This window comes from Frigoribacterium sp. CFBP 13729, assembly GCF_014841875.1.
Taxonomy (GTDB): Bacteria; Actinomycetota; Actinomycetes; order Actinomycetales; family Microbacteriaceae; genus Frigoribacterium.
This window is the reverse complement of sequence record NZ_JACYUR010000010.1, coordinates 1-18679: the sequence shown is the minus strand read 5'-3', so window position 1 is coordinate 18679 and position 18679 is coordinate 1. Positions and strand designations below refer to the sequence as shown.

The window sequence follows — 18679 nt, the reverse complement described above, 5'->3', positions numbered from 1 at the left end:
ATGGCGAATGCCAGCACCGACCTCTTCGGTCCACCGTCTCGCCTGAGCCTCGAGGTGGATCATCATCCGGGGGAGTGGTTGCCCAGCCTCCTGCATCGCATCGCCCATCACCTCGGTGAGACACCCGCCACCGTAGGGCGCTGGTGCGACCTCGACAAGGTGCCAGCGGACCGACGGAACAAGCTGGGAACGGCCCTCAACGAGCGAGCAAGGACGAGCATCTCAGGAGCCCTCGGTTGGGACCCTCAATTGCTGTCGGGTAGCACCATGGACTCGTTTGTCGCCGCAGCTTTCGAACGCCGAGGCGACGTCCCGGCTCAATCCAAGATGTGGACCCGCGGCGCCGGAACCAGGTACTGCCCCGACTGTCTCGGCGAAAACCCCGGTGTCTTCTACGCACACTGGCGTCTGTGGTGGTCCTTCGCCTGCCTCAAGCACAACACCATCCTCCGAGACACCTGCGCACGTTGCGGCGACCCCGTCGTTGAGTCCCGAATCATGGGCACGCAAGCCTGCGATCCGAACGTCTGCCACGGAGCTGGACCCGACGGTTGGGGACACTGCGGACAACCTTGGGCCGAGACCTGGGAGGAAGAACCATTCGCTGGAGACTCACTCATCCTGGAAGCGCAGTCAGCCATCGCCGCCCGCTGGTCGAGCACGACCATCGGTTTGGCCGAGGTCACCGCCGCCGCCGACGGCTGCGAACTAGAGGACGAGCGTACCTACTTTGGCAACTTAAGAGCTCTCGGCATCGCCCTTCTGCACCTGCATGACACCGACGAGATCGCGGCGCTTGCCGGCGTCTCGACGACTCTCGTTCAGGGACTCTTCGACGACCCGCAACGAATTGGGACCACACCACCGAAAGACGCACTCGCCATGGGCGTCCTGATGGGCGCGGCCCACTTTCTCCACACGACAGACGAGTCCGTCATCGGACCTGTACTTCGTAGGATCACGTTCTCCCGCCCCGTGCCCGCCTCGGTAGAAGTATTCGGTCCCGGTTCAGCGAGTCACCTCCAAAGCCATTTCCCCGGCCTCACGGGTCGCATGCAGAGCATTCTTCTCCGAGCGATCGACCGAGATCTTTCCCCCATTCAACGTCTCGTCTGGGGAACGGCGGTCCGTGCAGAAGTCGAACAAGCGGTCGGTCGCGCCGCGATTCGGGACACCCAGATGGTGAACATTGGCGGGGTCACGCTGTCCCGTGCTCACCTAGTACGCCCCTTCGACAACGACGATCTCGACACTCATTGGGCGCCTCTGCTAGCCATGAATTGGGCCAACCCAATCGGAATTGACCCCCACACCGACTTCACCACCCTGCAACGAAGCTTCGGCGATGCCGTCAAAATTGCGGGCGCCGCCCGGCGAGGCATCGGCCCAGAACGCGCCAGCTTCATCTCGGCCATCGGCCGGCGGCTCCGCCCCAGCCTGCTCGGTACCGAAGACCAGGCGAACGCAATCCTCCAACAGATCAGCGAACTAGCGCTCCACCTTCGGCTGTACCCATCGCCAATTAACTATGGCCACCGGCGACAACTTCCCTGGTGGTCTCTGCTCTCCGACAATGAATGGATCGATCTTGCCGAAAGCGCCGGCGAGGACCCTGGGCGCGGACCCAAGGCATTGCGGGTGCGGCGCTTCATGTACTTGCGGGCAACGGCAACTGGCCCTCGCGACCTCCCGGGGCCTTGGCGGTTCGACCCCAACAAGCCCGAGGTCGCCGAATACAGCAAGTTCCTCACGACCATGACTACAGGCCTCCTGCAGGCGATCGACGCTTACCTCAAGGAATGGCTCGCACGACGAGGCGACTGGGTCACGCTTCGAGGAGTGCGCTCAACGCCGTCAGTCATCGGTGCGCCCGTCACCTGGCAGCCACCCCGATGGCACTACCCCGAAGCAGACCTTGCCCCAGAGCTTGACGACATCAACATCGACGTCCTCCACGACATGGTCGGCGCGGGCCGGCTCAGCCTCACTGCTCTTGCGCGGAATGTCCATCGCACCCCACGACACGTGCGCTGGGCACTCATGGCCTGGCCCCTCCCGAGCTCGCAGCCCCATGAGACCATCCGCTGGGAGACGCGCATCCGCCCCGTACCTAGTAGCGAGGACGGCGCTCAGCGCTTCACAACGCGCGCGCCCCGAGCTCCCCTACCTCGGCAAGGCGAACGGCTGTCACCTGCAGCACAAACTCGAGGTGCCCACGCTGCCCACGCTGCCCACGAACAGGACTCGGCCCGCTGATGGGCGCGCAGGACTGGAACGTTGAAGGGGCCCCGGCACTGCGCGAGGTGGAAGCTGGCCAGCCCGACTTGAGAGAGGCCAGCGCCTCGCCAACACTGGAGCAGCGGGGGGCCACATGGAATCCTGCCAAAGATCTCGGAGCCCATTTCTCGCGACCCATCTCCGAAAACACAGCACGTGCATACGCCGGAGACTGGAAACAATTTGATGCCTGGTGCAGAGAGCATGGACGATCCTCCTTTCCCGCCAGCGGTGAGACGGTCGCCAAGTACCTGAAGAGTCGCGGCGTACGCGCTGCCTCTACCGCCCTCGACTTTGCAGATGCAGGAACCGGGGTTCCACCTAAGAGGTTCTACGCCGTGAACACGCTCGTCCGATGGGTCTCAGCCATCAACGTTTTGCACCGCCAAGCAGGCCACCCGCCGCCCGGTGCAACGACTGACGTCAAAAACGTCTTGGCAAGTGCACGCCGGTTGAACTCTGAAGTGCCCCGACGAATGCAACCCGTCTTTCTTCGTGAGCTGCGGCGTGCGCTTGGGCTCATCGATATGAATACGCACCCGGCGGCAATTCGTGGTCATCGTGACTGGGCGATCCTCGTCCTGGGTTTCGCCGGCGGTTTTCAACGCTCAGAACTTGCAGCCCTCACCTTTGGCGATATCCAGCTAGGCGATCCGCTCGGCATCCGCTTGTGGATTCGTACGGCTAGGACGGTTCAAATGGGCCGCACTGCATCCAAACTCTTGCCGTTCGGCAAATCACCCGATACCTGTCCCGCCTGCGCCCTCCTGCGGTGGACGCGCCTCCTGCACTACATCCGAGACCGGAAGCTCATTGAAGTCGAAGTCTTCCTTCTGGGAGTCAGTTTGTCCAAGCACATATGCCGAGAGCCTCAACTCGAATTGCAGACCTTCGACCAGAAATCTCCCGTCCTACGCTCTCTACGCAGGGGCGGCCACGTACAGGACACAAGGATCAGCGACGATGTTGTGAACGATGTTGTCAAGCTGCGGCTCAAGGCAGCGGGCATGGACCCGAAGCGCTACGGTGCTCACTCCTTGCGTTCGGGCTTCATCGCTGAAGCACTCCGCGGTGGACATCCATATAGAGCCATCATGCTGCAGACAGACCACATCAGCAGCGTTGCTCTAGACCACGGACAACGCGACAGTCACTCCTACCGCAACCCCGTTCTCGACCTCGGTGTGTAGCCGCGCAAAACACGCTCGGCACTTCTGATGTCGACCTACCCAACCATTCACCCCTCTAGGTCACCGAAGAGGGCGCGTCGCCCTGTAATTTGGAGCCATGCCTGAACGCACGGATGGTCGATCCGGAGAGCACGAGACCGAACTGGCACACGCAGTCTCGGCTTGCCGACAAGAATTCGTTGCCAAGTATGCAATTTACGGTCAGTCGTGGGCGATCCTTCGCGTTTCGTCGCTAGTGGACCGTGTGTGGACGAAAGCGGCGAGAATCCGTCGGCTTGAGGGTCTCAAGTCCAGTTCTATCGAGCCACAAATTGCGGAAAGCGTCCTGGACGAATATCGAGGCATTGTCAACTACTCTGTGATGATCTTGGACAGGCTGCAGCACGAAGGCTTGAAGATCCCGTCTCTTGGTTCCCGTTCTGTTGACCGCTGGTCCTCTTCGGCGAAGGCTGCAAGCTCCTATGACTCCATTGCCGGCGCGGCGCGTGAACTGCTAGAGCGAAAAGATCATGACTATGGTGGCGCATGGAGATACATGAGGGTTAGCACGATTACTGACGAACTCCTTGTTCGTGTGGCTCGGGTAAACGCCGTACTCGATAGCGCAGATCCGGACATCTCTGTGTTGGAAGACCAATTCAACGATGTACTGAACTATTCACTCTTCGCCATCGTTCTATCAACCGAGAGGGGACAATGATGTCGCTTGGACCGTTTGAGGAAGGGTGTCGGTTCTGCGAACTGCCGGATCGAGACAGAGTGTTGCGGATCGACGATAATTTTTCGATTGTGTTGTCTCTCGGCCCACTTGTACAAGGGCATTTTATGTTGGTTGCTCGTAATCACTTTCAAAGTTCGGCAGAGTTGCCTGATGAAATTACACCGACAGCCGGGCGGCTTATTAAGCGACTGTCGGACAGCGCGCTGCATGAATTTGGTGAGTTGACAATCTTTGAGCATGGTCGAGCGGGTGCCTGCGTTCCTCCCGGACATGGGCAGGATCACTGCTATCACGCGCATGTGCACTTCGTGCCCATAAATGTTGCCTTGACGGAACGTGTGCAGAAAGACTTTGCCCTAACTCGTTTTGACAACTGGGACGCCTTCCAACGGGAGCACGCGCAAAATCCTCTTCCTTATATTGCAATCTGGGGGGGCGATGACGTTTACGTCGCCTTCGACCCAGCGCCCCTGCCTCACCACTACCTGCGGTCAAAAGTGGCCGAAGCCCTAGGCGAACCCTTGTTCGGTGACTGGGCTGCATTTCCACGGGATGACGTGATTGAGGCTGCCAAAAACGATCCTGCTTTGGCTTTCTTGCGCGATATGGACATGTCGTGAGCCAAGGAGGACTCAGAAGTCGACTTGTGGGTTCAAGGCTGGGCCGTCAGTCTGTTGAGGATGCAATCGACGCGCTCGTGTCCCAGCGCTTCAGTACCTACAAGTACCAATCAATTACGGGGCACGGTGGTTGGTATCGGCGACTTGGTGAGGCTGGCACTCTCGGGTACGTCGCTACATCACAGATGGCCATCTTTGCGAGCCGGAGGGCCGGCAGCGATAATCAGTTCCCTCATTGCTTGAAATTTCTAGTCGACAATCAGGGGGCAGACGGCGGGTGGCCCTTCGTGACCAATACCGACGGGGTGTCAACAGTCGACGCGACCGCCTGGTCGATCATGGCGTTGTCAGCTATGCGGAACCAGCCATCGCTAGCGAGTAGCCAAAGCACCATCCAAGTGGCGATTGCACGCGGTGCTGATTACTTACGCAGTGCCGAACTGCAGAATCAGGGCTGGGGGCTGATGGCCGGAACAGATTGGAGGGTTGTCAGCACCGCCCTTGCCATCCGAGCGCTGATAGCTTCCGGCGCGTCCACGACGGACAGTTCCGTAGAGTCAGGGGCACAGAGCCTCATAGGTCGTGTCGATCCTAATTCTGGAGGTTGGTGTGACTCCAGAGGCAACCTGTCCATAGCAGGAACCGCGACGGCAATCCTGGCGCTATCCGATGTCCAGGTAGGTGGCTCGGCGTTTAATTTGCCAATCAAGCGTGCTCAGAAATGGCTTATCTCGATCCAAGGGGCTGATTCCTGGGGCCCAAGCTCCCAGTTCGTCGCTCAGGAAGAGGTGGATTTTCTTGACGCTAGTGGGCTGAAGGGGAGAATCCATTACCTTTACTCCCGCCGGCCGCAGGCGCTCGTTGGGCTTTCCACCTTCACGATCGGGCCGGAGACTTGTGACGGAATAGACCTGCTCGTGGCCTCACCCCACGAGCCGAGGCAGTGGAGTGGCAGCGAGCAGAACTCTTGGACAAGTTGGTTAGTCTTCGACGGTTGGTTTGCCCTCGACCAGATTGCCAAACACTTGCCCAACGACTGGAGCGAAATTTGGTGGACTCCCAGTCGCGTCGTTATTTCGAAGAGCTCGGAGCGGCGCCCTATAACGCTGCTTCGGCGATACTGGCCGCACTTGATCGTCTTGTTCATTGCAGCTGCCACCGTATGGGGCATCCATGAGGGAGGGCTAGTTACAAATGGGATTTTCCAGATAGTGATGTTCATTCTTTCTACAACGGTACTATCGGTGTTTGCTAATGCCATTTCGGCGCTCATACTCAACTGGCGGAGGAAGAAATAATGACAAACGGAACTGGTCACCTCTGGGATCTCGTGAGGATGTGTCAGCCGGCGGGGCTTGGCGCACGCTCTTCTGCCGACCTGCGTGAGGCGTTCTCACGGCTGCCCCCCTGCATTGAGGAAAGCCTCGAAGGTTTGTCCAGAGCTGATCAAGACGCTGTCTTGACGGAAGCCTCTGGGCTCGCCATGAACTTCGCTAAGTCGGCCGCCTTTGACTCGGCAAAAGCTGCCTCGGTACTTATGCCTCGGACGTTCCATGCAGCCGTGCAAATCGAGGTGTCGGCAGATTCAATCACTCGCGAGGATGTTACGCGTGCGGGAATGCACCTTGCCATCGGGTCCTACATTCTCAGACGAGCCCTGTCGATCACCAATGATCCGGCTACTGCTGAATTGACAGAGGCTATAGCTAGGGACCATGGCGTAGATCCCCGGGTCGCAACAAAATTTTACGACTTTGCTGCTCTCGAGGGGCTCGTTCCGCCGGAGTGAGTTCCTGATGGCGAAGCTGTGTGTGGGTATGGCCGTCGCTACCGGGCTCGTCGCATTGAGAGCCAAATCACGTTGTCCTTGCCCCGTCTCTGGTCTTCCAGGCGTGGCTCATCGTCGCCGTAATGGTCGGACGACCAGTAGAACGTATTGAGGGGACGTGTGAGTTGGCGGATCTACAAGGTCACGAAGCTTCGATTTTTCCCGACCACGATGTCCATCGGCGCGCCATTGAACGGGGCCTTCAACAGGGAACGGAACTGCTGGCGAGCCTGGACCCCGAGTCGCCTCTGGATGACCTTGACGGCCGCATAGAAGATCATTTAAACCAATTGGGGAGTCTTCTCGCTGCGCACGATCCCATCGAAGTGATCGAACAAACGCGACTGGCTGCACTGCCTTGGAATTGGAAGCAGCTTGGCTATCAAGCTGGCGTTGAAATCGGATTTAGTATCGTCGAGCTCATGTCGGTCGCTGCAATGACGAATATGTCGCAGGACGGTTCTTCCCGCGAGCCAGCGGCATCAATCATCGACATGAGCCTGGATATTATTGAGCGGCTTTTCGACCTGGGCATGCTCAGGTCCGTTTTGGCTGCTAATTTTGACGATCCCCTCGCGCTTATTCAGGCCAGAGTTCAGGCGTCAGAGCTAACCATCCGGGGATCTTCGTACATGGAGCTTGCCGAGGAGACGAATAGCACACTCTTCGCATCGGATGGGCTCGAGGAGATCGTCCTTGACGTGTGCGGATTCACTTTTTTTCACGCCACAACAGTACTCAGTGCCATCCATAGCTTGCAGGTCGAGAATACGCAGCGCCGACTAGACCGTACATATCGCGATGTCAGGATGGAGCAGCAAAGGCACGAGTCAGGAAGTACGGCGACCGAGTCGCGGGAAAAGGCTGCCCGCTCCCTAATCTCAGCCCTGAACCCCAACGCGGCCGCCGCTTCCGTGTCCTTGGCAGAGCTGGTTACGGCGACCGGGTTGGACAACGGCACAGTGGACGCCGTTCTGCAAGCTTTTTCATGGACTCCTGACGCGTCCTTAGGCCTCAAGGAGCATGCACGGTTGTTCTTGAGGGGCAGTAATCCGCTACGCGCGACCCCGATCTTGCGAACACCGACAGGGAGGGCGATGCTTCCTCACCCTGCTCTGACACAGGACGCCCTCAGGGAGACGCTGGAAGCAAAGCTCCGGGCCTCCACCGCTTGGGAGAAATACCAGAAGCATCGCGGAGAGGTTCTGGAAACACGCACTCGGAGCGCTATCGACCGTCTCTTGTCCCCCACACGTTCTTGGCATGGCCTGAACTATTACATCCCTGCCACGCAAGCTGAAGAGGTTGACGGGCCAGACGCGTTTACCAAGCGCGTAGAGGGCGACCATCTGATCCTGGTCGACGACGTGGCCCTCATCATCGAAGACAAGGCCGTGTCCCTCAGCTCGTCCTCACGATCTGGGCTGGGGTCCCGCCTGCAGAAAGATCTGACGGGCATAATCACCAAAGCGGCTGGCCAGGCCGACCGGTTGGTTCAGCGCATTGCCTCTGACAACGGAATAAGGATTGATGGCGAAGGGTGGCTGGATCTTCGGCACATCAAAGAAATTCACACTATCGCCGTAAGCCTCGACGATCTGGGATCGACGACTACGGCCACAGCCGATCTGGTTCAGGCAGGCCTGATCAAAACAGAATCGATTCCCTGGACAGTCTCCATCCACGACCTCGATCTCATCGCGGAATTGACAACTCGGCCAGCTGAATTCCTGCTCTACCTACGACGACGCAGGCACCCCTTGGCCACGGTCATGTTTACAGCGCCTGATGAGCTTGATCTATACCTCTACTTCCTTTCCAAGGGGCTCTACGTGGAGGAGGATCCAGAACAGCTGCGGTCTACTTTCAAATTTTTGCCACCCGCGACTGAAGCAGAGAAACGAAAGTGGATAGGTCAGGGGCCAACTTATGTCACTAGCCAAACCGACCCTCTGGACGCCTGGTACCAAGAGAGTGTTCTACCCCAGCGGGCCGGCCGGCAACCGCGACCCAACGCCGCCAGAAAGCCCAGCCGAGGGGCGAGCCCCATGGAAAGCCTGCTCGACGAAATTGACACCCTTAGCCCGTTCGGAAAAGTTTCCATCGGCGCCACGCTTCTCACGGGGTCCAGTGACACGCAGACTTTGATGTCGGGATATGGTCCCAGCGTTGTTCGGCGGTCTCATAACGGCCTTAAGGAATGTACGCAAACTGTGCCCATTTCGACTCCCGACGATGGCGGATGGGTAATGGTCTGGGCTGTATGCCCGGCGAATGATGATCCGGCCATCTGGGAGCAGAAGATGCGAGCTTACCTGCGAGCAAAGGGCCACCAACTCGGCGTTCGGCGTTCGGCTCTCTTCGCCTTCAGTGGGGAAAAGCCTGTATTGGACGCAGTTTTCTACGAGGCGATCCCCTCCGAGCTGGACCCCCTCGCGCTGTCTGTCTCCACGTATCTCCGTCCCGCATCAGAGATGGTTCCAGCAAACCTGGTCCCGCAGAGCCGCCGTGGTCAGAGAGCGCAGCCGGTCCGAAAAAACCGGAAACATTAATCAGTTTTGAGTTTCAGGCCTGGCGCTGTGTCGACAACATGTAATGAGGGACAAATTGAACGGCGGCGAAGTGGAGTCGATCGCGACATTGAGAGACCATTTTGCGCTTGAAAGCGACAATCTTGTCCACCGACGACAGTCACCGTCAGTCGAGGGCCACGCGCACGTGCAGCCCGAGCCGGTCGAGGAACCTCTCGTCGTGGCTGACGATCACGAGGCCGCCGCGCCAGGCCGCGAGCACGTCGACGAGGTGGTCGGTGGTCGCCATGTCGAGGTCGTTCGTCGGCTCGTCGAGCACGAGCAGCTGGGGGACCGGGTCGGCGAGCACCAGGCCCGCGAGGGCCACGCGGAAACGTTCTCCTCCGGACAGTGTGGCCGTCGTCCGGTCGACGACTGAGCCACGGACGAGGAGACGCGCGAGGGCGTTGCGAAGCTCACGGTCGGGCACGGCGGGAGCGGCGCGGGCGACGTGCTCGAGGACGGTGTCGTCGTCGTCGAGCAGCCCGTCGCGGCGCTGGGGCAGCCAGGCGACCCGTTCGGTGAGCGACGTCGCCCCCGTGGCGGGCAGGGGGTGCGGCCTCACGCCATGGACGCCGACGAGCTGCTCGAGCAGCGTCGTCTTGCCCGTGCCGTTCGCGCCGACGACCGCGATCCGCTCCGGCCCCTGCAGCACGGTGGTCCTGCCCCGCACGGTCAGCTCCACGAGGCGCCGCCCCGCCGGGATCGCCGGATCGGGCAGGTCGACCCGGACGGCGTCGTCGTCCCTCACTGCTCGTGAGGCGACGTCGACCTGGTCCCTGGCCCGCGCCTCCGCGTCCCCGTGCCCCGAGCGCAGCCGGCCCGCCGTCGCTTCCGCCTTGTTCCTCCTCGCGTGGGCGATGATCGCGGGCATCGACTCCGCCGAGCGTCGCCCGGCCCGCGCTCGACGCGTGATCGTCGTCTCGGCCTCGATGCGCTGCCGTCGCTCGGCGCGCAGCAGCTGATCGGCGTCGCGCAGGTCGCGCTCGGCAGCCGACCGCTCGACGGCCAGGCGCTGCTCGAAGTCGGACCACGTCCCTCCCGAGGTGCGGATCGAGCCGTCGCGCAGCTCGGCGATCTCGTCGACGTGCTCGAGCAGCTCGCGGTCGTGGCTCACGACGACGAGCGTTCCGCGCCAGCGATCGACGAGGTCGAGCAGCAGCCCGCGCGACCGGAGGTCGAGGTCGTTCGTCGGCTCGTCGAGCACGGCGACGGGCCGGTCGCGCAGCCGCACGCCGGTGACGGCGGTGAGGACGGCCTGGCCGCCCGACAGGGTCGCGACCGGACGGAGCAGGTCCCCGGTGTCGAGGTCGAGCCCGACCTCGCTGAGGGCAGCGGCGGCCCGGGCCTCGAGGTCCCAGTCGTCGCCGAGGGCGTCGAAGTGGCGCGGATCGGGGTCGCCGCCGAGGATCGCGTGCAGGGCGTCGAGCCGCGGGCGGATGCCGAGCAGGTCGGCGACGGTGTCGTCGGGTCCGCGACGGAGGCGCTGCGGCAGCAGGTCGACCGGTCCGGTCGTCGAGACCCTGCCGCCGGTGGGGGCGAGATCGCCCGTGACGAGGCGGACGAGCGTCGACTTGCCGGCGCCGTTGGCCCCGACGAGGCCGGTACGGCCCCGCCCGAAGGCCGTGGTGACCCGGTCGAGGACGACCGCACCGTCGGGCCAGGCGAACGAGCACTCGGTGAGGACGACGGACGGTGAGGGCGTGGTGGTGCTGAGGGTGGAGGGCACGGTGCTCCCGGTGGTGGTGTCGGCGCACGACACCACCACGCTCCCGGCCGGAGGCGGGGGAGCGTCGGCCTCGCCCGGGTCAGCGGGCGGGCACGGGCGGAGTCAGTGCGAGGGCAGCTGCTGCGTCGTGGACGCAGTACCGGTGCTGGTGCGCAATGGGCCGTCTTCCGTGCGGGGAGCCCCCGTGTCCGCGAGCCGTCCGGTCGGCCGGTGAGGTGGCCGCGCCGACGTCGCGGCTCGCGACGGGGTACGCGCCGATGCTAGGCGCAGGGTGCGGAGCGGCGCAAGGGCGTGACGCGGTGCGGCGCCCGGTGCGCGGGGCCCGCCGCCCACCGCGAGCCCTACGGCGCGGCCGACTCGACCGTCAGCCCGCGGATCACCGCCGTCACCGCGACGACCTGCGTCCGCACGCCGTCGGGATCGACGGCCGCCTGGCCGACCGCGCCCACGTGGGCGGCGACCACCGCCTTCGCCAGGAGGGCCGGCTCGACGACGGGCTCGCGTCCGTGGACGGCGGCGAGGGCGACGAACCGAGCGCCCAGCTCGGCCGCGACGGCGCCGTCGTCGATCCTCATCAGGTCGGCGAAGACGGGGTCCGCCGCCGCCCGTGCGAGCAGCACCGACCGCAGCGAGAACCACTCCCTGCTGTCGGGCAGCGAGTCCAGGAGGTGGCCCACCGCCTCCTCGAGGGAGTCCTGCCGCCCCTCACCTGACGTCTGCGCCTCCAGGGCTGCCCGCAGGCGGTGCCAGACCCGGCCCGCCTGCTCCTCGTGCAACGCGAGGTAGAGCTGGTCGACGCTGGTGAAGTTCGAGTAGAAGGCCCCGCGGGTGAAGCCCGCCCGCGCGCAGAGGGCCTCGACGCTCTGGCTGATCGTGCCGCTCGCCTCGAACAGGTCGGCCGCAGCCCCGAGGAGGCGACGCCGGGTGTCGGTCCGTCGCCGCACCGAGGGGGTTTCTCCGTCGTTCACGGGACGAGCCTATGCGCCCCGGCCCCCACCCCCTCCAGGTTGAGTGCAGTTCGTATCGAGTACGGTTCGTATTGAGTACGGACCGCATCGAGAGGATCAGGGTGACGAAGAGAACGCAGGACGGATCAGGCAGCAGATCGCACGGCAGGAGGTGGTGGCTGCCGACCGCAGCCGTGGCGCTGGTCGGCGCGGTGGTCGCCTGGCTGAACCAGGCTCCGTGGTGGGGGTGGCTGTTCGTCGCTGCGACCGTCGCGGCGGCCGCGCTCCTCTCGCGGACGTGGCGGCGTCGACGGTGGTTCGTCCGCGGCGCAGCGTGGGTCGGGGTGGCGGCCCTCACCGGCGGCGTGGCCCTGGCTGCGGGGCCGATCGTCGGCACCCGGACCCTGGACGGCCCCCACACGGACCCCGTGACGACCGCCCAGGGCGACGTGGTCGGCGTGCACGACGCGAGCGCCCGGGTGGACGCCTTCGCGGGCATCCCCTACGCGGCCCCGCCGGTCGGCGACCTGAGGTGGGAGGCGCCGCAGCCGGCCCCCGCACGATCCGAGACCCTCGTCGCCGACGACTTCGGCACCTCCGTGGTCCAGGCCGAGCCCAGTTTCGTCACCCGGGCCGGGACCCGCGTGCTCGACCTGCCGCTCGAGCAGACGCTGCTGGGCGGGTACGCGACCGACGAGGACAGCCTGCGACTGAACGTCTGGAGACCGTCGGAGGCGCCTCCTGCGCCCCTGCCCGTGCTCGTCTACCTGCACGGCGGCGGGTTCGTCGCCGGCTCGGGCGCACTGCCCGCCTACGACGGGACCGCCCTGGCCTCCACCGGCCGAGCCGTCGTCGTCACGATCAACTACCGCCTCGGGGTGTTCGGGTTCCTGGCCGGCGACGCGCTCGGCGGCGACACCCCGGGCAACCAGGGGCTGCTCGACCAGCTCGCCGCCCTGCAGTGGGTGCACGACAACATCGGCGAGTTCGGCGGGGACCCGGGGCAGGTCACCGTCGCGGGGGAGTCGGCGGGTTCGGGAGCCGCGTGCATCCTGGGCGTCTCGCCTCTGGCCACGGGCCTCGTCCACGGTCTGATCGGCGAGAGCGGGGGGTGCCTGGGCAGTGCGGGCGACCGCGACGGGGGCGACCTCTACGACGACGCCGAGCACGCCCGCGAGGCCGCTCACGGCCTGAGCGACGCACTCGGCGGGGCGACCCTGGCGGAGATGCGGGAGATGCCGGCCGAGCGCATCGCGAAGGCGGCAGCCGCCGCGGACCTCACGACGCACTGGTGGCCCGTCGTCGGCGACGCCGTGCTGCCCGACACCCCGTCGGCCCTCTACGAGGCGGGTCTGCAGAACGACGTCCCCCTGCTGCTCGGCAGCAACGCCGACGAGACGTCCCTCGACCTGATCGGCGGGGTCGATCCGGACCCGGCGACGTGGGCCCGGGAGGCCCGCGACGAGTACGGGGACGACGCCGACGAGTTCCTCGCGCTGTACCCGGGAGGGGACGAGGAGGAGGTGACCGAGTCGCGGATCCGGTCCGGCACCGACCAGTCCATGACCGCCCCGATGCGGAAGTGGGGCCTGACGGCAGCCCGGTCGGGGGAGTCGCCCGTCTATCCGTACTGGTTCACGCGCGTCCCCCCGGACCCGGACCTCGAGCGCTTCGGCGCGTACCACGGGTCCGAGGTGATGTACGCGTACGGCAACCTCGGCGCCGACGGGGACATCGACTACACGACCGTCGACCGACGGCTCGAGTCGGAGATGACGGGGTACTGGCTCGACTTCGTCACGCGGGGCGATCCGAACGGAGCCGACCGTGAACCGTGGCCGACGCTGCAGGAGGCGCCCGACAGCGTCCTCGAGCTCGGTGACGTCACCTCCGTCACGTCGCGCCCGTCGGCGGCGGCGGTCGACTTCTGGCTGCGCCGGGAGGGGTGAGGCTGGGGGACTGAGGCTGCGGGGCTATCGGGCTGAGGCAGCCGGGCTGACGTTGCGGGGCTGTCGGGCTGACGCCGCAGGGCCGCCGCCGGTGTCGGCGACGGCCCTGCGGGTCTGCGGGTCAGCGGGTCAGCGGAGCTCAGCCCCGGGCGACCTCGAGTGCGACCGAGGGCAGGAGCTCCATGCCCTTCGAGATCGAGGAGGCGTCGTTCCCGGCGCCGCCGAACGCGATGCCCACGCGGTCGCCGCCGTCGTCCGGAGCGACGGCCACCTCGGTGACGCCGGCCGCCTCCAGGCGCTCCACGACCTCGGCGGCGAACGCCGCTGCCTCGGGGTTGCTGCGGTCCAGCTCCCACGGCGGTGCCGGCTCGAGCGGCGCGCAGAACGCCTCCGCCTGCTCGCCGACCGCGGTCTCGGCCGCGGTCGCGGGCCGCGTCAGCGACGACGAGTCCGTGGTCTCCGTGGTCGTGGTGCCGGTCGTGGTCGCGGTGCCCGTCGCCGACTCCGTGTGGTCGGCGATGCACCGGAGGTACAGGTCGTTCGCCGGGTCGGCCGCGGCCAGGTAGGCGAGCGACTCGCGGCCGGGCGTGCCGTACTCCTGGATCGCCGACGTCGCCGCTGCGTCGACGGCCTTCGCGACCTCGTCCGCAGCGGCGCCGGTCGTCGTCGACGAGACCTCGGCGGAGGCGCGGGTCACGCCCGTCGCGGGAGCCTCGGCAGCCTGGGCGGACATCGAGAGACCTGCGACGGCGGCGCCTCCGAGGACGAGTGCGCCGACGACGACGGCGCTGATCTTGGTGAGGGACATGTCGGTCCTTTCGGTTGGGGAGATCTCAGCGTCGGCCAGGAGTGTGAAGGACCTGTGCGCTCGCCGTGCCGGTTCGGTGAGAAGAGCCGTCGCGGGGAGATCCCCGGGCTCACGGCCCCGTAGCGTGGCTCACGTGGCGCGGATAGTGGTGGCAGAGGACGACGAACTCCAGGGGGAGCTGCTCCGGCGCTACCTCGAACGCGAGGGGCACGAGGTCGAGGTGGTCTCCGACGGCGTCCGCGCGCTCGAGAGCGTGAAGGACGGCCGCGCCTCCTTGTTGGTGCTCGACGTGATGCTGCCGGGCCTCGACGGCCTGCAGGTCAGCACCCGCCTCCGCGAGGAGGGGTCGGAGCTGCCGATCCTGATGGTCACCGCACGGGTGACCGAGAACGACCTGCTGCTCGGCCTCGACCACGGCGCGGACGACTACCTGACGAAGCCGTACAGCCCGCGCGAGCTCCTCGCCCGGGTCCGGGCGCTGCTGCGGCGGAGCGCGCCCCAGCGCGTGGACGGCGTGCTCCGCGCCGGGGACATCTCCCTCGACCCGGCGCGGCGCGAGACGCGGACCTCCGGCCGGCTCGTGGACCTCACGCGTGCCGAGTTCGACCTGCTGAGGGCGCTGATGTCGGCAGCGGGGAGCGTCCTCAGCCGGGGGCAGCTGCTGGTCGCCCTGCACGGTGACGGCCGCTTCATCACGGAGCGGACCATCGACGCCCACGTGAAGAACCTCAGGGCGAAGCTCGAGCTCGACCCGGAGGCGCCCTGCGGCATCGAGACCGTCTACGGCGTCGGGTACCGCTTCTCCTCGACCGGGGAGACGGGTCCTCGTGCGTCGTAGCCTGCTCGTCCGCTTCCTCGCGATCGGCATCGTCATCGTCACCCTCTCGATCGCGGGCACGACGTGGATCGTCTCGACGGCGGTCACCCGGCGGGACGCCGTCCAGATCGACCGGGACGCCCGCACCGACCAGGACGTCGTGGCCGCGGTGCGGAGCTGGGCGGGCCGCGAGCAGAGCTGGGCCGACGTCGCGACCGAGCTCGACCGGCTCGGTGACCGGTTCGATCGGCGCCTCGTCCTCCTCGACGTCGACGGGCGGACCATCGGCGACACCGACGCGTCGCGGCCCGTGCCCCAGCTGCCCGGCACGCCGGTCGACCCGCTCTCCGAGACCTTCGCGGACACGCTGAGCCCGATCAGCACGACGGTCGCGGGCGCGATGGTGCTCGACGAGTCGGAGGCCCGGTCGTCCCGTGCCGCGGCGGAGGCGGTCGCCGCCTGCGCAGGTCTGCCGTCGTCGTCGATCTCGCTCTGGCCGAACGGCCGGGCGGTCCTCTCGGGTGCGTTCCCGCCCGGCTGCGAGACCGAGGCCTACACGACACCGCACGGCCCCGAGCAGGCAGCCCTCGGCCTGCTCACCGCGCAGACCAACCAGTGCCTGGCCGCCCAGTCGATCACTCCCGTCAGCGCGGTCCAGCTCGACCTGGTGTCGCCGGGCGCCGCGCAGGGCATCTCGCTCCGCGTCGTCGGAGGCGACGAGGCGGTCCCCCTGGAGACGCTGCAGCGGACGAGGAGCTGCGTCACGAGGGCCTGGACGACGATCAACGAGGACCTCGTCCCGCCCCGCGCCTACCTGGTCACCTCGCCGGTCGACGGCGCCCGGCCGGCTCTGGACTCGTTGACGACCGACTCGCTCGCCCGGATCGCGGCGGTCGTCATCGGCCTCGTCGCGCTCAGCGGCGCCCTCGTGCTCGTCGCGAGCGGCCAGGCGGTCCGTCGGATCCATCGCCTGCAGCTCGTCACCGAACGGCTCACGGCAGGGCAGCACACCGCGAGAGCACCGGAGTCGGGGCAGGACGAGATCTCGCGACTCGGAGGTGCGGTGAACCAGCTCGCCGACGGTCTCGAGCAGGCGCGGCAGCAACGCGACCAGCTGACGGCCGACATCGCCCACGACCTCAGGACCCCCCTGACGAACATCCGCGGCTGGGCCGAGGCCTGGGACGACGGGGTCGTCTCGGACAAGGACGAGGTCGTCAGGGTGATCGGTCGTGAGGCCCAGCACCTCGAGCGCCTCATCGACGACCTGCGGACGGTCGCGTCGTCCGACGCGGGCGAGCTGAGGCTGCAGCCGCAGGAGGTCGACCTCGCGGCGCTGCTGCGCGAGGCCGTCGATGCGCGGCGGCCGCAGGGAGCGGTAGTCGAGTACCGGGGGCCGCTCCGCGCTGTCGTCGTCGCGGATCCCGTGCTCCTGCGCCAGGTCGTGGGCAACCTGCTCGACAACGCCCTCGTGCACGGTCGCCCCCGCACGGTGGTCGTCAGCCTCTCGCCCAGGGACGGCTCGGTCCAGGTCGACGTCGAGGACGACGGGGTCGGCATCCGCGAGGATGCCCTCGGGTCGGTGTTCGACCGCCTCTGGCGAGCGGACCGGTCACGCCGGCGCGACGGGCCCGGGCACGGCCTCGGCCTGACCATCACCCGACGCATCGTCGAGCTGCACGGCGGGAGCATCGGCGTCGTGGCCGTGCAGCCGCACGGGGCCCGGTTCACGTTCCGCATCCCGTCGACTCAGTCGTCCGTGTCGGACGGCGAGCAGCGCCTCCTCGGGTCCTGACGTCTGGCATCCTCGGTCCATGCGCGACGAGACGGATCTGCCCAGGGCTCGACCCGTCGAGGTGCGTGAGGTCGTCGAGCAGCGGTCGCCGTGGCCGTCCGTCAGGGAGGTCGTGACCAACGTGCTGCTGGTCTTCGTCGGCGGCGCCCTGTTCTGGTTCGTCGCCGATCGGCTCGAGGAGCCGATGGGGGTCGCCTTCGTCGTCCTCGCAGGCGTCTGGATCGCGGGCACGGTGCTCGCCCGCCTCCTTCGACGACGGCGTCCTGCCGGGGCGGCCGACGCGGACGAGTGACCCGCCGCTGACCGTCGTCGAGCGGGGGAGGCGCGAGCACGGCACGGGACGGGACGGCGAAGGCGCGAGGAACACCGGAAAGGGACGACGTATCCGGAGGCCCCAGGGCATGTCGTCCCTTTCCGGGCATCTCACCGAGAGGAGCGGACGTGACCAGGACCACCTGGGCAGAGGTGCCCACCACGGTGCGCCGTGCACTCGAGGAGGCGCTGGGCGACCAGGTCGAGGAGGCGGCGAGCCAGTCGGGAGGGTTCTCCTCCGGCAGCGCCGATCGGCTGGTGCTCCGCAGCGGGCGACGGGTCTTCGCGAAGTCGGTGAGCCGATCGCGCAACGCCGTCACCCATGAGCTGCACCGGCGGGAGGCCGCGGTCGTCCGGGGTCTGCCCGCGTCGGTGTCGGCACCCCGAGTGGTCGGGACGGTCGAGCAGGACGACTGGGTCGTCGTGGCGTTCGAGGACGTCGACGGCCGTCACCCCGGGCCGGACGACACGACGCTCGTGCTCGACGCGCTGGCCGACCTGCCCCGCATCACCGACACCTCGCTGCTGCCGCGCCTCCCGGACGAGCTCACGCCCGACTCCACGAGCTGGGTGCGCCTGAGCGAGGCCGGGGCGACGGGAGAGCTCGATCACTGGACCACCGCGCACCTCGACCGGCTGCGCGACGCCTCTGCGCAGCTCCCGGGCGCAGCGGCGGGGGAGCACCTGGTGCACCTCGACTGCCGTGCCGACAACCTCCTCCTCGACGCCAGCTCGCGCGTGTGGCTGGTCGACTGGCCGTGGGCCTCGGTCGGCGCGCCGTGGTTCGACTCGGTGACCTACCTGCTCGACGTGCTCGTGCGCGACCCGCGCAGCGACGTGGAGGGGCACCTCCTGCGCGACTCCCTGCGGGAGGTGCCGCCGGAGGCGGTCGACGCGCTCCTCGCCGGCCTCGCCGGTTCGTGGACCGAGGCGCTGCAGACGCCCGTGCCGGCGGACATGCCGACCCTCCGGGAGTTCCAGGGGCGAGAGGCCGCGGCCGCCCTGGGCTGGCTGAGGCGGCGCTGGGCCTGAGACCTGCCCCGGCACACGGAAAAACCCCATCCCGCTCACGAAGCGGGATGGGGTTCCACCGGGATGCCGGCCCTACGAGGTACG

14 protein-coding genes are annotated in these 18679 nt (G+C 66.3%); 11 read left to right on the top strand and 3 right to left on the bottom strand.

What is annotated here, in order from left to right; genetic code table 11:
• The 6 genes from IFT77_RS16125 (at nt 1) to IFT77_RS16100 (ending at nt 9188) form a co-directional block, all read left to right on the top strand.
• Nucleotides 1–2256 carry a TniQ family protein gene (locus IFT77_RS16125; protein WP_192170618.1) on the top strand — a complete coding sequence of 752 codons (2256 nt, stop codon included), beginning with the start codon at nt 1–3 and terminating at the stop codon, nt 2254–2256.
• 359 nt (nt 2257–2615) lie between these two features.
• Nucleotides 2616–3467 carry a hypothetical protein gene (locus IFT77_RS16120; protein ID WP_192170617.1) on the top strand — a complete coding sequence of 284 codons (852 nt, stop codon included), beginning with the start codon at nt 2616–2618 and terminating at the stop codon, nt 3465–3467.
• Nucleotides 3468–3564: 97 nt separating this feature from the next.
• Entirely contained in the window at nt 3565–4167 is a 603-nt protein-coding gene (locus IFT77_RS16115) for a DUF1599 domain-containing protein (protein WP_192170616.1), read from the top strand.
• A 59-nt stretch (nt 4168–4226) separates the two neighbouring features.
• A complete protein-coding gene (locus IFT77_RS16110) occupies nt 4227–4808 on the top strand; it encodes a hypothetical protein (RefSeq protein ID WP_192170615.1) in 582 nt (193 codons plus the stop codon).
• Nucleotides 4809–5095: 287 nt separating this feature from the next.
• Nucleotides 5096–6106 carry a hypothetical protein gene (locus tag IFT77_RS16105; protein WP_192170614.1) on the top strand — a complete coding sequence of 337 codons (1011 nt, stop codon included), beginning with the start codon at nt 5096–5098 and terminating at the stop codon, nt 6104–6106.
• 613 nt (nt 6107–6719) lie between these two features.
• Entirely contained in the window at nt 6720–9188 is a 2469-nt protein-coding gene (locus IFT77_RS16100) for a preprotein translocase subunit SecA (RefSeq protein ID WP_192170613.1), read from the top strand.
• A 145-nt stretch (nt 9189–9333) separates the two neighbouring features.
• On the opposite strand, the gene IFT77_RS16095 is transcribed toward IFT77_RS16100, so the two are convergent.
• Nucleotides 9334–10935, bottom strand: coding sequence for an ATP-binding cassette domain-containing protein (locus IFT77_RS16095; protein WP_192170612.1), 1602 nt, complete (start codon nt 10933–10935; stop codon nt 9334–9336).
• Between the two features lie 341 nt (nt 10936–11276).
• Nucleotides 11277–11903 carry a TetR family transcriptional regulator gene (locus IFT77_RS16090; protein WP_192170611.1) on the bottom strand — a complete coding sequence of 209 codons (627 nt, stop codon included), beginning with the start codon at nt 11901–11903 and terminating at the stop codon, nt 11277–11279.
• A gap of 101 nt (nt 11904–12004) precedes the next feature.
• Between IFT77_RS16090 and IFT77_RS16085 the strand changes: the two genes are divergently transcribed.
• The gene (locus IFT77_RS16085; protein WP_197980967.1) at nt 12005–13831 is read left to right on the top strand and encodes a carboxylesterase family protein; all 1827 of its coding nucleotides are present in this window, start codon (nt 12005–12007) and stop codon (nt 13829–13831) included.
• 139 nt (nt 13832–13970) lie between these two features.
• Here the strand turns inward: IFT77_RS16085 and IFT77_RS16080 are convergent, their stop codons facing one another.
• Nucleotides 13971–14639 carry a hypothetical protein gene (locus IFT77_RS16080; protein ID WP_192170609.1) on the bottom strand — a complete coding sequence of 223 codons (669 nt, stop codon included), beginning with the start codon at nt 14637–14639 and terminating at the stop codon, nt 13971–13973.
• A 133-nt stretch (nt 14640–14772) separates the two neighbouring features.
• Between IFT77_RS16080 and IFT77_RS16075 the strand changes: the two genes are divergently transcribed.
• From IFT77_RS16075 to IFT77_RS16060, 4 genes are all read left to right on the top strand, one after another.
• A complete protein-coding gene (locus IFT77_RS16075) occupies nt 14773–15477 on the top strand; it encodes a response regulator transcription factor (RefSeq protein WP_371741096.1) in 705 nt (234 codons plus the stop codon).
• A complete protein-coding gene (locus IFT77_RS16070) occupies nt 15467–17251 on the top strand; it encodes a HAMP domain-containing sensor histidine kinase (protein WP_192170607.1) in 1785 nt (594 codons plus the stop codon). Before IFT77_RS16075 ends, IFT77_RS16070 begins: the two co-directional genes overlap by 11 nt.
• Before the next feature lie 19 nt (nt 17252–17270).
• Nucleotides 17271–17543 carry a hypothetical protein gene (locus IFT77_RS16065; protein WP_192040476.1) on the top strand — a complete coding sequence of 91 codons (273 nt, stop codon included), beginning with the start codon at nt 17271–17273 and terminating at the stop codon, nt 17541–17543.
• Nucleotides 17544–17692: 149 nt separating this feature from the next.
• Nucleotides 17693–18595 carry a phosphotransferase gene (locus IFT77_RS16060; protein WP_192170606.1) on the top strand — a complete coding sequence of 301 codons (903 nt, stop codon included), beginning with the start codon at nt 17693–17695 and terminating at the stop codon, nt 18593–18595.
• Nucleotides 18596–18679 lie beyond the last annotated feature (84 nt).